This window comes from Sphingobium sp. CR2-8 (assembly GCF_035818615.1).
In the GTDB taxonomy this organism is placed as follows: Bacteria; Pseudomonadota; Alphaproteobacteria; order Sphingomonadales; family Sphingomonadaceae; genus Sphingobium.
This window is the reverse complement of the sequence record NZ_JAYKZY010000002.1, coordinates 1,227,222-1,243,137: the sequence shown is the minus strand read 5'-3', so window position 1 is coordinate 1,243,137 and position 15,916 is coordinate 1,227,222. Positions and strand designations below refer to the sequence as shown.

Annotated in this window: 13 protein-coding genes and 1 pseudogene; 2 read left to right on the top strand and 12 right to left on the bottom strand. The window is 63.8% G+C overall.

Annotation, left to right across the window (positions count from 1 at the left end; genetic code table 11):
- Window positions 1-21 precede the first annotated feature (21 nt).
- From U5A82_RS09990 to U5A82_RS09965, 6 genes and pseudogenes are all read right to left on the bottom strand, one after another.
- Window positions 22-1,638 carry a hypothetical protein gene (locus U5A82_RS09990; protein WP_326290538.1) on the bottom strand — a complete coding sequence of 539 codons (1,617 nt, stop codon included), beginning with the start codon at window positions 1,636-1,638 and terminating at the stop codon, window positions 22-24.
- The gene (locus U5A82_RS09985; RefSeq protein ID WP_326290537.1) at window positions 1,635-2,576 is read right to left on the bottom strand and encodes an AAA family ATPase; all 942 of its coding nucleotides are present in this window, start codon (window positions 2,574-2,576) and stop codon (window positions 1,635-1,637) included. The genes U5A82_RS09990 and U5A82_RS09985 overlap by 4 nt, the downstream gene beginning before the upstream one ends.
- A gap of 14 nt (window positions 2,577-2,590) precedes the next feature.
- Window positions 2,591-4,111 (bottom strand): XrtA system polysaccharide chain length determinant, encoded by a 1,521-nt coding sequence (locus tag U5A82_RS09980; protein ID WP_326290535.1) that lies wholly within the window; start codon window positions 4,109-4,111, stop codon window positions 2,591-2,593.
- Between the two features lie 2 nt (window positions 4,112-4,113).
- Window positions 4,114-4,758 (bottom strand): XrtA/PEP-CTERM system exopolysaccharide export protein, encoded by a 645-nt coding sequence (locus U5A82_RS09975; RefSeq protein ID WP_326290533.1) that lies wholly within the window; start codon window positions 4,756-4,758, stop codon window positions 4,114-4,116.
- 132 nt (window positions 4,759-4,890) lie between these two features.
- Window positions 4,891-6,122 (bottom strand): annotated as a pseudogene (locus U5A82_RS09970) (pyridoxal-dependent decarboxylase, exosortase A system-associated).
- Window positions 6,119-7,672, bottom strand: a complete 1,554-nt coding sequence (locus U5A82_RS09965; RefSeq protein ID WP_326290531.1) for an acyl-CoA ligase (AMP-forming), exosortase A system-associated — start codon at window positions 7,670-7,672, stop codon at window positions 6,119-6,121. The pseudogene U5A82_RS09970 and the gene U5A82_RS09965 overlap by 4 nt, the downstream one beginning before the upstream one ends.
- 63 nt (window positions 7,673-7,735) lie before the next feature.
- Between U5A82_RS09965 and U5A82_RS09960 the strand changes: the two genes are divergently transcribed.
- Window positions 7,736-8,740, top strand: coding sequence for a GNAT family N-acetyltransferase (locus U5A82_RS09960; RefSeq protein WP_326290529.1), 1,005 nt, complete (start codon window positions 7,736-7,738; stop codon window positions 8,738-8,740).
- Window positions 8,741-8,767: 27 nt separating this feature from the next.
- Window positions 8,768-9,055, top strand: a complete 288-nt coding sequence (locus tag U5A82_RS09955) for an acyl carrier protein (protein ID WP_326290528.1) — start codon at window positions 8,768-8,770, stop codon at window positions 9,053-9,055.
- Between the two features lie 42 nt (window positions 9,056-9,097).
- Here U5A82_RS09955 and trxB read toward each other — a convergent pair whose 3' ends face one another.
- From trxB to U5A82_RS09925, 6 genes are all read right to left on the bottom strand, one after another.
- Complete coding sequence (gene trxB, locus U5A82_RS09950; protein ID WP_326290526.1) at window positions 9,098-10,072, bottom strand: thioredoxin-disulfide reductase; 975 nt, start codon at window positions 10,070-10,072, stop codon at window positions 9,098-9,100.
- Between the two features lie 408 nt (window positions 10,073-10,480).
- The gene (locus U5A82_RS09945) at window positions 10,481-10,666 is read right to left on the bottom strand and encodes a hypothetical protein (RefSeq protein WP_326290523.1); all 186 of its coding nucleotides are present in this window, start codon (window positions 10,664-10,666) and stop codon (window positions 10,481-10,483) included.
- A gap of 848 nt (window positions 10,667-11,514) precedes the next feature.
- The gene (locus U5A82_RS09940; protein ID WP_326290521.1) at window positions 11,515-12,252 is read right to left on the bottom strand and encodes a proteasome-type protease; all 738 of its coding nucleotides are present in this window, start codon (window positions 12,250-12,252) and stop codon (window positions 11,515-11,517) included.
- 78 nt (window positions 12,253-12,330) lie between these two features.
- Window positions 12,331-13,203 carry a transglutaminase family protein gene (locus U5A82_RS09935; RefSeq protein ID WP_326290519.1) on the bottom strand — a complete coding sequence of 291 codons (873 nt, stop codon included), beginning with the start codon at window positions 13,201-13,203 and terminating at the stop codon, window positions 12,331-12,333.
- Window positions 13,204-13,264: 61 nt separating this feature from the next.
- Complete coding sequence (locus U5A82_RS09930) at window positions 13,265-14,197, bottom strand: alpha-E domain-containing protein (protein WP_326290517.1); 933 nt, start codon at window positions 14,195-14,197, stop codon at window positions 13,265-13,267.
- A 124-nt stretch (window positions 14,198-14,321) separates the two neighbouring features.
- Window positions 14,322-15,731, bottom strand: coding sequence for a circularly permuted type 2 ATP-grasp protein (locus U5A82_RS09925; RefSeq protein WP_326290515.1), 1,410 nt, complete (start codon window positions 15,729-15,731; stop codon window positions 14,322-14,324).
- Between the last annotated feature and the right edge of the window lie 185 nt (window positions 15,732-15,916).

The window sequence follows — 15,916 nt, the reverse complement described above, 5'->3', positions numbered from 1 at the left end:
CGTCTTCTCCAAGCCGACCGGTTAGAAGGCGTAGCGCAGGCCGACCTGCCCCATCGCGCTGATGATCGTGTCCAAATCGTCCGCCTTCACCCCATCCAGGCCGAGCGAGGCCGAAGCGGACAGGCGACGGGAAATGCCCTTGCTGTACGTGCTGAACGCACCATAGTTCAGCACATCCTCCCGGTCCCCGCTGGCGTCGAAATAATTGGCGTAACCGATCAGGTCGATCGTGTCGGTCGAACTGATCGTGTAGGTCGCCGACGCGTTGCCGAACCAGTTTTCATCCCTTGACCCGCGGATAAGCACCGTCTGGCCGTTGGGCGTGATGAACTTGCGCTGCGAATAACCCGCGCCAATGCCCCAGCCCCATTGCCCGCGCTGCAAGGAATATTGCGCCGACACGCCGCGATAGCGGAAATTGGCGTCGGTGATGCCCGACAAGGCATCGTTGAAACATTGTCCGCCGCCGGTAGTCGAGAAAGCACAGCCGGTGATGTCGCCCGTGAACGGATTGCGCGCGACGTCGAAATTGCTGCCGGACAGGGCTGCCACGTTGCTGGTGATCAGGCGGCCGAAACTGTCGATGCCGTCGAAGACGATGATGGCGACGCTGCTGTCGCGCCCCTGCCACAGGAAACTGCCCTGATAGGTCATGCCGCCATAGCGTTCGCCCACACGCGCCTGCAAGGTGGTGCGACGGCTGGGTCGCCACAGCACGCCCGCATCCCAGATGATGTCATCAAATTCGTAGATCAGCGCGCGCGGCGAACTCTTGTCCGTCACATAACGGCCGTTGCGGATCAGCGGAACGCCATTGGCGTCCAGTGCGGGCGATCGCTGGCTGATCTCGATATTTTCATAGCCGACCCCGCCCACCAGGGCGAGCGTGGGCGTAACCGGCACGGTCGCATCGACCCGGCCCCACAGATCCTCGAACCGCTGGTCGAGCTGGCTCGCATCTTCGCGATCATAGCCCGCGCTCGCGGTCAGGCCGATGCCCGGCAGCACGGTGTCGGGTGCAAAGCCGATCGATCCGTTCAGGCTATGGGTCCAACTGTCGGCGAAGGAACCGCTGGGCTGTACGCCTACGAAATCGCCGTTCACATCGTCATTCACCCGCGCATAGCCCAGGCGATAGGAGGCGTTGAAGTTCAAGTCGCCCAACTGCGTCGTATAGGACGGTCCCACATAGCCGGAATAAACCTGGCTGGTGAAGCTGTTGCGCTGCGTCGCCGCGCCGGTCAGCCCGTCGGTGCGCACGCGCGAGGCCAGACCACCGCTCATCAGCGACAGGCCACGCGCCAGGTTGACGTTCAGGTTGGCGATGCCGCTGATGACATCCTGGTCGGTCGCCTGCCTGCCCCAGCCGAAGCTGTGATTATATTGCAGGTCAACCGCCGCTTCGACGCGGCGGCTCTGCACCTGCGCGGTGATGCCGGCGGTGACGTTGGTGTAGGTCAGCACGTCGCCATCGCCCTTGAGCGGCGCCATGACCACCTGGTCCACGCCCAGATAGGGGGTCACGTCGATCCGCTTGCTGCCGCCTCCGCTGCTGCCCGATGCAGACTGGGCATAGGCGGGCATTGCAACGGCCAGCGCGGCGAGCGATGCGCCTGCGATCCAGAGCCGGACGGTCATGACTGGGCTTCCCCCTTGGCATAATAGCTGCCGAAACGGCGGCCGCCGCTGTTGAAGCGCACGGCGTTGAGCAAAAGCTGCACCTGCGCCCCGCCCTTCAACATGCCCGCGGCGTCACGCAGCGCGCTTTCAGGCGTCTTGTCAGCGCGCACCACCAGCAGCGCGATGGCGGCGTGGCTGGCCAGCACGGCGGCGGCCGACGCAGCGAGCAAGGGCGGCGAATCGAAGATAACAATCCGCTCCGGGCGTCCTTCGGTCAGGCGGCCAAGCAGTTGCTCGGTCCGGGCCGAGGCCAGATATTCGGTGTCATTGTTGCTGCGCTGTCCGGCAGGCAAGACGGACAGCGACGGAATGTCCGTGCGGATGACGATATTCTCGATCGCGATCGTCGGATCGGCCAGCGCGTCCATCAACCCCGGCCCTGCCTCCAGCCCCAGTTGGGCAGGAATGCCGGGCTTGCCGAAATCGGCATCCACCAGCAGGATTTCCCGATCCTTCTCCGCCGCCAGGCTGAGCGCCAAATTGATGGCGCAGAAGGTCTTGCCTTCGCCACTATGCGCGGAGCAGACGAGGATATGATTGCCGCGCGCATTGCCGCGCAGCTGCGACAGCAGGTCACGCTTGAGCAGGCGGAATTCCTCGCTCATCGTCGTCACCGCGCTATCGGGCAGCAGGAAGCCCTCCTCCGCCAGTTTCACGCGATCGATCGGCTGAACCGGTCCGGTCCACGCAGGCGCGCGGAACGTCGGTGCAGCGGGCGTTTCGGGCGCGAACGGAGCAGGCGTGGGCGTGGGTGCCACGTCCGGCGCGGGCGGCAGGTCGGCGGACACATCGACGGCAGGACCGGCGCGGCCACGCAGCGCAGCGTTGAAATCATAGATTTCGGTCGCGCGTTCGATCAGCGATCCCCGGCCTTTGATGGAACTATGCTGGTTCATTTTCCCTGGATCCTTCACGCCATACCGCGCTGGACGAATTCGATGCCGATCAGCAGGAGACAGACGGCGGCCAGTCCGCCGCTGGCGCCGGCGAACCATTTCATGCGCTGCCGGTCGATCGCGGCCTGCGCCGCGCTGACCGTCTGGCTGATCGATCCGGCGACCGGCAGGCCGATCGCCTTTTCCAGCCGCGCGGCGGTCGGGAACGTGCCCTTGAGCTGGCCCAGGGCAAAGGCGACACCGATGCCCGCGGCCACGCCCAGCAGCAGGACCCCCAGCAGCAGCACGGGCCGATTGGGCGCCGATGGCGCGGTGGGCGTGCTGGGCGGCTGGATGACGCGGAACTGGACGGAGCCGGTTTCGGTCTTCACCTCGCCGCGCAACCGGATTTCTTCCCGATCGCCTGTCAGCTTGTCATATTGGGTCTTGAGCGCGGCATAGTCGCTATCCAGCTTTTCCTGCTCCGACGCGACGCCCGGCTCATCGACCTGGCGCGACGTCATGGTGTTCAGGTCGCTCTGCAACTGCGCCTTGCGCGCCTGGAGCGCCTGCACCGTAGCGGCGCGTTCGGCCTGCATCGATTTGATCGACAGATAGGCGGGATTGGCCATGCTGCCTGCACCACCCGCACTGCCGCCGCCGGCCTTGCGCAGGGCGTCGACTTCACGCTGGGCGGCGATCACGTCGGGATGGGCGTTGGTCCAGCCGCGCGCCTTCATCGACGCCAGATTGGATTGCGCCTGCGCCAGCGGCGATGCGCCGCCCGACGCGCCCACGCCCGGCAGGGTGGCAGGCGTGCCGATCAGTTGTCCGTTCATCGCGCTGAGCGCGCTTTGCGCCTGGACGAGCTGCGAATCGATATTGTTGATCTCCATCCGCGCGGCGTCCATGCGCTGGCTGATCGATCCCGCGCCGGGGAGCAATCCGACATAACGCTGGGCAAAGGCGACGCGGCGCTGGTCGGCCGCCTCCATCTGCTTGCCGCGCGCGGCGATCTGCTGGTCTAGGAACGCCAGGCTCTGCTTGGTCTGGGTCCGGTCGCCGGAGAGATTTTCTTCCTGGAAGATATCGATCAGCTTTTGCACAACCTGCTGCGCGATGCGGGCGTTGGCGCCGTCCGACAGGCCCGAATCGGCGGAGATCGCGCTGATGTCGATCATGCTGGGATCGGCCTGCGCCATCACCGTGATATTCTCACGCAGCGTCGTGATCTTCGCGGCGATATCGCGCGGGCCGGACACCGACTGAGACAGGTCGGTGTCGCGCACCACCTTTTCCAGATTTTCCGCGCTGGTCAGCGTGTTGCGCACCCGGTCCAGATCCTGCTGGGACTGGACCTGGGTGATGCCCACCTTGTCCTCCAGCAGCGACTGGGTGTTCACATAGACCCGCGCCTTGGACTGATAGGCGTTGGGGATCAGCGCCACGCCCAGCCAGCCAAGCATGCACAGGCCCCACGCCACGCCCAGCGCGACCCAGCGGCGACTCCATATGCCATGGAGCAGGACCAGCAGTTCATCGTAAAGACCGGCCATGATCAGAACATGCTTTCAGGAATGATGATGACGTCGCCGGGCGACAGCAGCACGTTGGCGCGCGTATCCCCCTTCTTAAGCAGGTCGCCCAGGCGAACCTGATATTCCTGCTGCTTGCCCGTCGCCTTGTCGAAACGGACCAGCCGGGCCTTGTTGCCCGCCGCATATTCGGACAGGCCACCCACGGCGATCATGGCGTCGAGCAGCGTCATGTTCGCGCGATAGGGGATGGACGCGGGCTTTTCCGTTGCGCCCACGATCCGCACCTGCTGGCTGAACGTCCCGCTGAAATTGTTGACGATCACCGACACCAGCGGATTTTCGATATATTGGCTCAGCGCCAGCTTGATGTCGTCGGACAGCATCTTGGGCGTCTTGCCGACCGCAGGCATATCCGTGATCAGCGGCGTGGTGATGCGGCCATCGGGGCGCACCTGCACCTTCGCGCCCAGTTCGGGATTGCGCCATACGAAGATGGTGAGGTCGTCGAGCGGGCCGATGATATATTCCTCGCCCGGCCCTTCCTGTGTCGATACGAAGGAGGCGGGCGGCAATTGCGGCCCGGACGGCGCGGAGGCGCAGCCCGATAAGGCGACGGCGGGCAAGGACACGCCGATCAAAAGCCTGGAAACCGACACAAAACGCATATTCTCACCTCTTCGTGCGGCCATGCGTCGGCGGCCGCCAAAGAGGGCAAGGCAACCGGTCGGCACATGGCTTCGGGTTTCTTCTTGCCGGTAAAGGGTAAAGATACCGTTAGGAGTTAAGTCTTGAGCAAATCAGCCAAGTAAAAGTTCGCGAGGACTTGGGTGACCAAGAAATGCGGCGGGACTTGCAGATGCACCATAGGCTCCCGCAAGGAAGATAGCAATGAGGTCGCCCTCCTCCACCGGCGGCAACGCCACCTTGTCTCCCAGTCTATCGATCGGGGTGCACAAGCACCCCACCACCGTTACCGGATCGACGGCGGAGGGCGCGCCGAAACGGTTCGCGACCGCGATCGGATAGTTGCGCCGCACGACAGTGCCGAAATTGCCGCTGGCCGCAAGTTGATGATGCAGCCCGCCATCGACCACGACGAACGTCTCACCCTGGCTGACCTTTACGTCGATGACGCGGGTCAGGTAGACCCCCGCCTCCCCCACCAGCCAGCGGCCCAGTTCGATCGCGAACGCACTGGGCTTGAGAATGTCCGGCAAACTGTCCAACTCGCTGTCCAGCGCGGCGCCGATCGGCCGGATATCCAGCGATTGATCGCCAGGAAAATAGGGCAGGCCAAAGCCGCCGCCCAGATTGACCAGCGGCGGCGTTGCACCGACCGCATCCGACAGGCGCGCCGCCAGCGCGATCGTTGCCGCCTGCGTTTCGATGAGAGCGCTGGGGTCGAGATTCTGGCTGCCTGCAAAGATATGCCAGCCCCGCCAGTCCGCCCCCGCGTCGACCATCGCCCGCGCCAGCGCTGCCGCCCGATCTGCGTCCACGCCGAAGGGCTTGGCCCCGCCGCCCATCCGCATGCCCGATCCTTTGAGGTCGAAATCCGGATTGACCCGCACGGCCAGACGCGGCGTCTTGCCCACGCGGTCGGCAACGGCCAGCGCGCGCCGCCCTTCCCCTTCCGACTCCAGGTTGATCGTGACCCCTGCGAAGATCGCCGCTTCCAGTTCGTCGTCGCGCTTGCCTGGGCCGGCAAAACTGATCCGTTCCGGCGCCATGCCCGCCGTCAGCGCCATGCCCAATTCGCCACCCGATGCTATGTCGAAGCCGTCGACCTGGCTCGCCATACGCGCCAGCAACGGCGCATAGGGGTTCGCCTTTATCGCATAATGAAGGTGCAGCGCATCGGGCATCGCCGCGCGAAAACGGCGCACCTGCGTTTCGATCATCCCCATGTCATAGACGAACAGCGGCGTGTCGCCCGCCTCGTCCACCAGGCTCGCCGCGCCGCAGCCGCCGATCAGCAGCATGCCGTCTTCTGCCCCAATCCGGCGGGTATCGGTCCCATCGGCTTCATGCGCCATGCTCCGCAGCCAGCGCTACACGGTCGATCTTGCCATTGGGGTTGCGCGGAAATAGCGGGAGCACGAGGATATCCTTGGGCTGCATGAAATTGGGCAGTTCGCTTTTTAGCTGCGCGGCGACGGCCTGAACCACCGCCGCATCGTCGCCACGTAGCAGCAACCGCACCGCCTGCCCCAGCCGATCGTCTTTCACCCCCAGCGCCACCGCTTCGGCAACACCGGCAACGGCCACGGCGGCTTCCTCTATCTCGGTCGGGCTGATCCGATTGCCCGCCGACTTGATCATCGCATCGTCGCGGCCGACGAAATAGAGCAGGCCGTCCTTGTCCCGGCGCACCGTGTCACCCGACCAGACCGCCATGCCGCCATAGCGCGACGCAGGCGGCGCGGGCCTGAACCGCTCAGCCGTCCGCGCAGGGTCGCGCCAATAGCCCTGCGCCACCAGAGGCCCGCAATGGACGAGTTCGCCCGGTTCATCATCGTCGGTGATACTGCCGTCCGGTCGCACGACCAGGATTTCGGCGAAGGGGATGGCGCTGCCCATCGAATCGGGATGGCTGTCCACCAACGCGGGCGGCAGATAGGTGGACCGAAAGGCTTCGGTCAGGCCGTACATGGGATAGAGGTCGGCCTGGCGGAAAAGCGCGCGCAGCTTCGCCACCAAAGGCCGGGTGAGCGCACCACCACTGTTGGTCAACCGCCGCAGCTTGGCCGCCACGTCCGACGGCCAGTCGAGTTCGGCCAATTGCACCCAGAGCGGCGGCACCCCCGCCAGCGTCGTGATGTCGCGCCGATCGACCAGCTTCATCACGTCGCGCGGCGTCAGATAATCGAGCGGATAGACGCAACCGCCCGCAAGCCAGGTCGAAAACAGTTGGTTCTGCCCATAGTCGAAGCTGAACGGCAACACGCAGGCGGTGCGGTCGCGCGCCGTCAGTTGGAGATAGTCGGCAACGGCGACAGCCCCCAGCCAGAGATTGGCGTGGCTCAGCACCACGCCCTTGGGCCGTCCGGTCGAGCCGCTGGTGTAGAGGATCGCCGCGACATCCTGCGGGTCGGCCGTCGATGGACCGATCGCATCGCCCCCGCTCATGGCGCAGGCGGCGTCATCCTCACGATGCAGATGGCATCCCACTGGCACGTCGCCGGGCAGCAGGCTGTCGAGCCGCGCGCCCGTGCCGATCAGCAGCATCGCGCCGCTGTCCGCCACTATATGCGCAACCTGCGCATGTTTGAGCAGCGGGTTTATCGGCACATGGACAAGACCCGCGCGCGGCGCGGCCAGCGGCATCAGCGCAGCCACCGGGCCCTTGGCGATCCAGCTGGCGACGCGCGCGCCCTTTTCCAGCCCGAACCCTGCCAGCCAGCCTGCCAACCGCCCCAGCGTTTCCTCCAGCTCCGCATAGCTGTAGCTGCCCGACCGCCCGTCCAGCGCGACATGTGCCCGATCGCCGCGCAAAAGGATATGATCGATCGGTCGCACGACGGTGCCGTCGATCCTGGAAAAACCTTCGAGGTCAGGGACAGGCGTGCTTAACTCCATTTCCAGACTTTTATCCTATGCCGCACGTTGATTTTAAACCGGGATTGGGGCGGAGATAGTCGGTTGCTGGCGTCAAGGGAATATCAGACGATCGAAGAGGCAAGACGGGCCCTGGCCGGTCGGCTCGATCGCGCCCATGGCCTGGCCCTTTTCGATCGCATCGACTGGTTCGACGCGCTGCACCGCCACTGCATGGCCGACCAGCCAATCCGCATCGTGCAGGCGCAGATGGGCGATGCGCAGGCCTGGCTGTTCCTGCTGTCCGCGGCGCCACGCCGCGCCAGCGCGCTTGCCAACTGGTATAGTTTTTCCTGGGCACCACTGTTCGTCGGCGCGCCCGATCCAGCGGTGCAACGGCATCTTCTCGACAGCCTTGCCCGCCATCTGCTGGCCACGTGCGCGCAGATCGACCTCTATCCGCTGGAGGACGCCACGCCGATGCTCGCCGCGCTGCGCCGCGCTGGCTGGTTTGCGGTACGACGGGCGATGGGCGGCCGCCATGTGCTGCATGTCGCAGGGCGCAGCTTTGCCGACTATTGGGCGTCGCGACCGGGGCAGTTGCGCAGCCTCGCCAGGCGCAAGGGGCGTGGCGATCGCTTTGCCCTGTCTGTCGAAACGCGGCTGACCGATCATCTCTGGCGCGACTATGTCGACGTGCATGGCCGCAGCTGGAAACCGGCCGAGCCGGGCATCGCTTTCCTGCGCGACCTGGCCGAGCGGGAGAGCGCGGCGGGTACGTTGCGGCTGGGCTTCGCGCGGCTGGATGGGCGCGCCGTTGCCGCCCAGTTGTGGACGGTGGAGGATGGTGTAGCCCTCATCCATAAGCTCAGTCATGACAGCAGTTTCGACCATGCTTCCCCCGGTACTTTGCTGAGCCATAGGATGTTCAGGCAGGCGATCGACCAGGATCGGGTGCGGACGATCGACTATGGCACCGGGGACAACAGCTACAAGACCGACTGGATGGACCTGCGCCTGCCGCTCTATCGCATCGACGCCTTCAATCCACGTTTCGCCTCCGCCTGGTTGCCTGCCGCACGCACGGCGATTTCGGCGCTTGTAGGTTAGGCCGCCTCTCTCTATTTAGCGCGCATCATGCGGGCGCAAAATTCTCAGCCGGACGACCGGATCATCGACGTGGACAGCCTGATGCGGGCGCTGTTGCGCGACACGCTTGGCCTGTCCCAGGATCGCGTCGACGCTTTCGACGCCGACACGCCCTTGTTCGGCGCGCTGCCGGAACTGGATTCCATGGCGGTCGCGGGCCTGCTCACCGAAATCGAGGATCGCTTCGACATCCTGATCGAGGATGAGGATATCGACGGCGACACGTTCGAGACATTCGGGTCGCTGGTCGCCTTCGCGCGGGGCAAGCTGGACTAAGCTTGCCTTTTTGCGCCCCGGCCTGCGCCGGGGCACATGTATTCAAGCGTCGACCTTGTTTTCAACGACCGCTTCGAAATCCTGCTCCGCCAGGAATTTCTCGACATCCAGTGCAGCCATGCAGCCCATGCCTGCCGCCGTCACGGCCTGGCGATAGATTTTGTCGGTCACATCGCCCGCCGCGAACACGCCCGGAATGGCGGTATGGGTCGTGCCCTTTTCGACCACGATATAGCCTTCGTCCAGCGGCAGCTGGCCGGTGAAGAGTTCGGTCGCGGGATGATGGCCGATCGCGACGAAGCCGCCATCGGTCGGCTCATGCGACCGCTCGCCCGTCACCGTGTCGATCAGGTCGACGCCGACCAGTCCTTCGGGCGTGCCGCCGCCCACGAACTTGTCCACCGCCTTGTTCCACAGCACCTTGATATTGGGATGGGCGTGGAGCCGCTGTTGCAGGATCTTTTCCGCGCGCAACGAATCGCGGCGGTGGATCAGCGTGACGTCATGGCTGTGGTTGGTGAGGTAGAGCGCTTCCTCCACCGCGGTATTGCCGCCGCCGATCACCACCACCTTCTTGCCGCGATAGAAGAAGCCGTCGCAGGTGGCGCAGGCGGACACGCCCTTGCCCTGTAAATGCTCCTCGCCCTCCACGCCCAGCCATTTGGCCTGCGCGCCGGTGCAGATGACCAGCGTGTCGGCGACATAGAGGGTGCCGCCATCGCCGCGCAGGCGGAAGGGACGCTCCGACAGGTCGATGTCGACGATCTGGTCGTACATCATCTGCGCGCCGACATGCTCGGCCTGCGCCTGCATCTGCTCCATCAGCCATGGCCCCTGGATGACGTCGCGAAAGCCGGGATAATTTTCGACGTCGGTGGTGATGGTCAGCTGCCCGCCCGGCTGCATCCCCTGCACCACGATCGGCGCCAGCCCCGCGCGCGCGCCATAGATGGCGGCGGACAGGCCAGCCGGGCCGGAACCGAGGATCAACATGCGGGTGCTGTGCGTGGCGGTCATATCAGGCTTTCAAACTGCGATTCGGATTGGCGAGAGAGATAGGCGGCATGTGCCGTGGTGCAAGCGAAGGATTTGTTTGGGCGACGTGAAGCGCGGTTGCGGGCGGTATCAGGTCATGACGACGTGCGTGGTGGGTCACAGGTCCGAAGTTCACACCGTCGTGCAACGAAATAGAGGCCAAATCTGTCGCTCTTGCGCCCCGTAAGCGCCCGCGACGCGTCGTATAGGTCACGCCTGCGCGCCACCGACGCGCCGGTTGCGTTACAGGAATGCGCCACCGGCGCGACAGACAGGTCATAGTCGCGCACCCACCCAATGAAGGGTGTTTCCATGATGCACAGGGTGGACTGGGGCGACGTGACAAAGGGTGCAGGACGGGTCATCCGATCATGTAGATCAGAGAAAATCCTACATTGAAAGCATATCGTTAGGCGTCGCGTGTGGTCCGTCAACCATGAGCCAATCAAGCGCTTCCGCTTCCGTTTCGAAGCATTTGACCGCATCGCGTTCGAGAATCCGTCGCGCCTGCATCCTTGCGAGCGAACTGCCCGTGATGAACGCCAGCTTGCGGCTGAAGAGGGTCTGGTCACTCATCACATTCTTGAACGCGGCAACGGCTTCCTGCGACTGGAGGTTGCATTGCGAAATATCGCATAGCGACAGATGCTGGTTCCGTCCGCAAGTCAGCCTGGCGAAGGCGGGCCGCCTGTCTTTGTCAAAGGCCCGTATCGTTTGGATATCGAAAAAGCCCGATAGCGTTATCCGCACCAGGTCGCGTTCAGGCTCTACGTCGATGCGGTAGTGGCAATTCATGCCCCCGGAGTATCACGCATATGTTGATAAAATCTTGCCTTACAACGTGGCGGTCCGGCTACGCGTCATCGCGATGAAAATGGCGATTTTCGTTGGTCAGGTGCGCGGGGGTAAACGGCCATTCTCGGCCTCAACAATATGCGGGTAGCATTAGTTGGAAGCGGCTTTTCCCTTTATCGTCACCCCAGCGAAGGCTGGGGTCTCAGGCATCAGAAGATGACATCTGACATATCGCGCCAAGCTGGATTACTCTCTTCCCAAAGCCGATTTTCCATTCGCCTTTCCAAGCTTTGCGCGTCTTCTCGCGGGCGATGGCGAGCCTCATGTCATCATGTGGCTCGACCAGGACAAGGCTGGTTAGCCCGCATGTCTTGCAAAAGGCGGAGCAGGTACCGTTTCGATAGTGTTCGGCGCGCTCAGCCAACAATATAGAGAACGCCCCTTGGCTTATTGGGCATGGCATAGGTTTAGCCGCCTCGCGCCATAATCCTATCATAGCGCGTCATTGCCTGAGACCCCAGCCTTCGCTGGGGTGACGGTGAAATTCATGTCTCCTTTACGGTGCCTGCACCCGTAAACCCGCCTGTCCCCAAACCACCCAAACCGGACAGCAGGCTATTCAGCCCGCATCAATCCAAGACGTTGGGCAGATCCGCGAACCCCTTGTGGAGCGCAGCGCCCCAGCTTTGGGAGATTTTCACGAACTCCTCATTGTCCGCCTCGATCCGCGTGCGGACGCGGAAGTCGAAGGCGTCGGTGGGGATGACCGTCAGGTCGAGCGGCATGCCGACCGACAGGTTGGAGCGCAGCGTCGAATCCATCGACACCAGCACCGCCTTGGTCGCATCCTCCAGGCTGGTTTCGCGGCGGATGATCCGGTCCAGGATCGGCTTGCCATATTTATGCTCGCCAATCTGGAAGAAGGGCGTGTCTTCCGTCGCCTCGATGAAATTGCCGGCGGAATAGATGAGGTAGAGGCGCGGCTTGCCGCCCTTGCGCTGGCCTGCGATCATGATCGACGCGCCCGCGCCCGATCCGCCCATCTCGATATTCTCGCGATAGCGCTGCTGCATCTTCTGCATCGCTTCGCCCACGATCTGCGCCACGCGGTACATGGTGTCGCAGTTCAGGATGGTTTCGATATCGGGGTCGAGCTTGGCTTCCTTGATCGCCTTGCTCAGCGTCGCCTTCACGCCCTGGGTAATGGACAGATTGCCCGAGCACATGAGCGTGATCGCCCGTTCGCCCGGCACATGATAGGTGAAGCTTTTTCGAAAGCGCGCGATATTGTCCATGCCCGCATTGGTGCGGGTGTCGGACAGCATGACCAGTCCCTGGTCCACGCGCACGGCCACACAATAAGTCACGGCCCAATGGCCCCCTGTGTTCTATCTGTCGCGATCACCGAATTGCCGGATGCACCATCCGACTGGCGATCGCCTCCATTAACCCGTCGATCCGGGCGACGGGAAGCTTTGTTGCTGCTGTCGTTGCAGCTGTCGTTCCTCGACGCCCTCCTCCGCCTGCGCGATACGGACGTCCGCGTCAATGCAGATATCGCCCATGACCGTGACCGAGCCACGGATCGGCGCAGCGTCGTCCGCATCCAGCCCGCTGGCGAGGCGCAGATAGCGTTCGGTCACGCACACCCGGTTGGACGGGTCGAATCCGATCCAGCCCAAGCCCGGCACATGGGCTTCGGCCCAGCCATGGGTTTCGTGCAGGGCAGTGCCGTCGCCCGCCAGCAGATAGCCCGTCACATAGCGCGCGGGCAGGCCCAGCGTCCGGGCGGCGGCGATGAAGATTTGCGCATGGTCCTGGCACACGCCCGCGCCCAGCGCGAAGGCCTGCGCCGCGCTGGTGTCCGATCGCGTGACACCCGCGCGATATTGCACGGCATCGCTGACCGCCGCGGACAGCGCATGGAGTTGCGCCAACGGACCGCTGTCGCACGGCGTCGCGCGGGCCATGGCGGCGATGCCGTCCGACGCGCGGGTCAGCGGCGTATCGCGCAGGAAATAGCGAGGGTCGACGCGGCTATCGAGGGGACCGACCACGCCATGGTTTTCGCATGTCTCGACCAGCCCCTGCGCCACGATCTCCGCATGGTCCAGCCGGTCGCGGCAAATCCAGATGGTTTCCATTTCGCCATAGCTGTTGCGGCGAAAGCCGGTCAGCGGCTCGTCATTGATGCTGACCTGCCAGTCCAGCACCTTTTGCGTGGGCGTATCGACCGGCATCAGCTTCAACCGCATCGCGACCCGCGTAGGCGTGGTGGCGTAGCGATAGACGGTCTGATGCCGCACGAGCAATTTCATGGAAGCCCCCCTCCCCCTGCACTGGCCCGGCCTGCCCTTCCACCGGCCCGACTTTCCCCCATCAGCCGAAATGATAGGCGTCGGCGATTTCCATGCCCAATCGGTTGGTCATCGACAGACCGTGCTGCACCGTTTCGTGCAGGCCGAAACGGAAGATCTCGCCACTGTCCAGCGTCTCCAGCGCGGCGACCATCTCACGCACCGTGTCGTGGCAGGCGGCGCGCGCATCGTGCCAGCCCGCCAGGCGATTGAGCCGATAGGCCAACTGGTCGTAGCAATAGGCGACACTGCGCGGGAACAGCCGGTTGAGCATCAGGAAATCGGTGATCTGCCAGGGCGTGTAGGTGCCGCCATAGACATGATGATAGGCGCGGCTGCCCGACAGGGCGTGCAGTACCGACGTCCATTGATAATGGTCGCGATTGCCGCCGATCACTTCGGTTTCGGGCAGCAGCACATAATATTTGACGTCGAGCAGGCGCAGCGTCATCTGCGCGCGCTCCAGCGCGGAGCCGCAGCGCAGAAAGTCGTGCCCTTCGTTACGCAACTGGCCCGAATGGGCCGCGCCGCGGAAGGTCATCACCCGCGTCTTGACCCAGTCGATCAGCGTGGGAAGCTGTTGCCGCGCTTCGCCCACATCATAGCTGTCGAGCTTGCGCCAGCCGTCGTTCAGCGCTTCCCACATGTCCTGCGTCAACATGGTCCGCGCGGACTTGGCATTGGCGCGCGCCTTGAGCAGGCAGGACCGGATCGAACTGGGATTGTCCGCGTCCAGCATCAGGACGGATACGGCGTCGCTTTCGGTGACGACCGCACCTTCGGGAAAGCGATGCTCCGCCCCGGTGGCGCGGACGACCGAGCGCCATTCGTCGCGATGATGCGCGCCGGGCAGGATCGCCATCCGCTGCCCCATGGTCAGCAGGCGCGCGGTCGCTTCGGCCCGCTCCATATAACGCGCCATCCAGAAGAGATTTTCGGCGGTCCGGCTCAGCATGTGGGATAACCTCTTCCCCGTTCGCCCTGAGCCTGTCGAAGGGTCTTTCTATTTAAAGGAGAAGTGCGGGGCTTCGACAAGCTCAGCCCGAACGGATGTGAATGCTCTAAACACGCCATCGCCATCAGTCCTGCAATACCCAAGTGTCCTTGACCCCGCCGCCCTGGCTGGAGTTCACCACCAGCGATCCTTCGGTCAGCGCGACCCGCGTCAGGCCGCCGGGGACCAGGCGGATCTGCTTGCCGACCAGGCAATAGGGACGGAAATCGGCGTGACGACCGACAACCGACGCCGGGCCGAGCGTCGGCACGGTCGACAGGTCCAGCGTCGGCTGGGCGATGAACTCGCCCGGATTGGCGCGGATCCGCGCGGCATAGGCCTCGACCTCATCCTTCGTCGACTTGGGACCGATCAACATGCCGTAACCGCCCGATCCATGGACTTCCTTGGCGACCAGTTCGTGCAGATGCTCCAGCACATAGGCCATCTCATCGGGCTTGCCGCATTGCCAGGTCTGGATATTGTCCAGGATCGGCTTTTCGCCGAGGTAGAAACGGATCATCTCCGGCACATAGATATAGACCGCCTTGTCGTCGGCGATGCCCGATCCCGGCGCGGACGCCAGCGTGACCCCGCCGTTGCGATAGACGTTGAAGATGCCGGGAATGCCGAGCAGACTGTCGGGGCGGAACACCAAGGGATCAAGATATTCGTCATCGATCCGGCGATAGATGACGTCGACCGCCTTGGGCCCCAAGGTGGTCTTCATCCACACCCGGTCCTCATCGACGAAGAGGTCAGCCGGCTCGACCAGTTCCACGCCCATCAGGTCGGCCAGGAAGCTATGCTCATAATAGGCGCTGTTGAGCGAACCGGGGGTCAGCACGACCACGACGGGATCGCCCTTGCACGCAGGCGGCGCCACTTCCTTCAGGCTCTTGAGCAATTCGGCGGGATAATCGTCCACCGGCGCGACGATCCCCTGCGCGAACAGTTCGGGGAACATGCGCGTCATGATCTCACGATTTTCGAGCATGTAGGACACGCCCGAGGGGGTGCGGCAATTATCCTCCAGCACTTCGAAGCTGCCCGGCCCGGTGCGCACGATGTCGATGCCCACGATATGGCTGTAGACCTTACCCGGCGGGGTGAAGTCCGCCATCTCGGCCAGATAGGCGCTGTTCTTGTAGATGATGTCGGCGGGCATGATCCCCGCCTTTACGATTTCGCCGCGATGATAGACGTCGTGAAGAAAGGCGTTCAACGCCCGCGCGCGTTGGCGGATGCCCTTGTCGAGCACGCGCCATTCCTGCGCGGTGAAGATACGCGGCAGCAGGTCGAAGGGGATCAGCCGTTCCGGGTCGCCGCCCTCGCCATAGACGGCGAAGGTGATGCCGATGCGGCGGAAGATCGCTTCAGCCTCGTCCATGCGACGGTTGAGTCCGGCAATGCCTGTCCGCTCCACCCATTTCTGCACTTCGTCATAACAGGGGCGTATCGAACCTTCCGGCTCAAACATTTCATGGAAGGGCAAGTCGTCATTCCTCCCTCGGCCGCGCCGGGCCGGTTGTGCATCGCAATATTAGTGCGCCGCGTTGTGGCGATTGCAAGGCAAAAATGGCGAGCGGCAAAAAGGTTGCCTGAGCATTCAGGATAAATGGCGGAAAGCTGCTGCAATTTCGTTTTTGTCGGCCTTGCGCGCGCCACCTGGGGCATCGA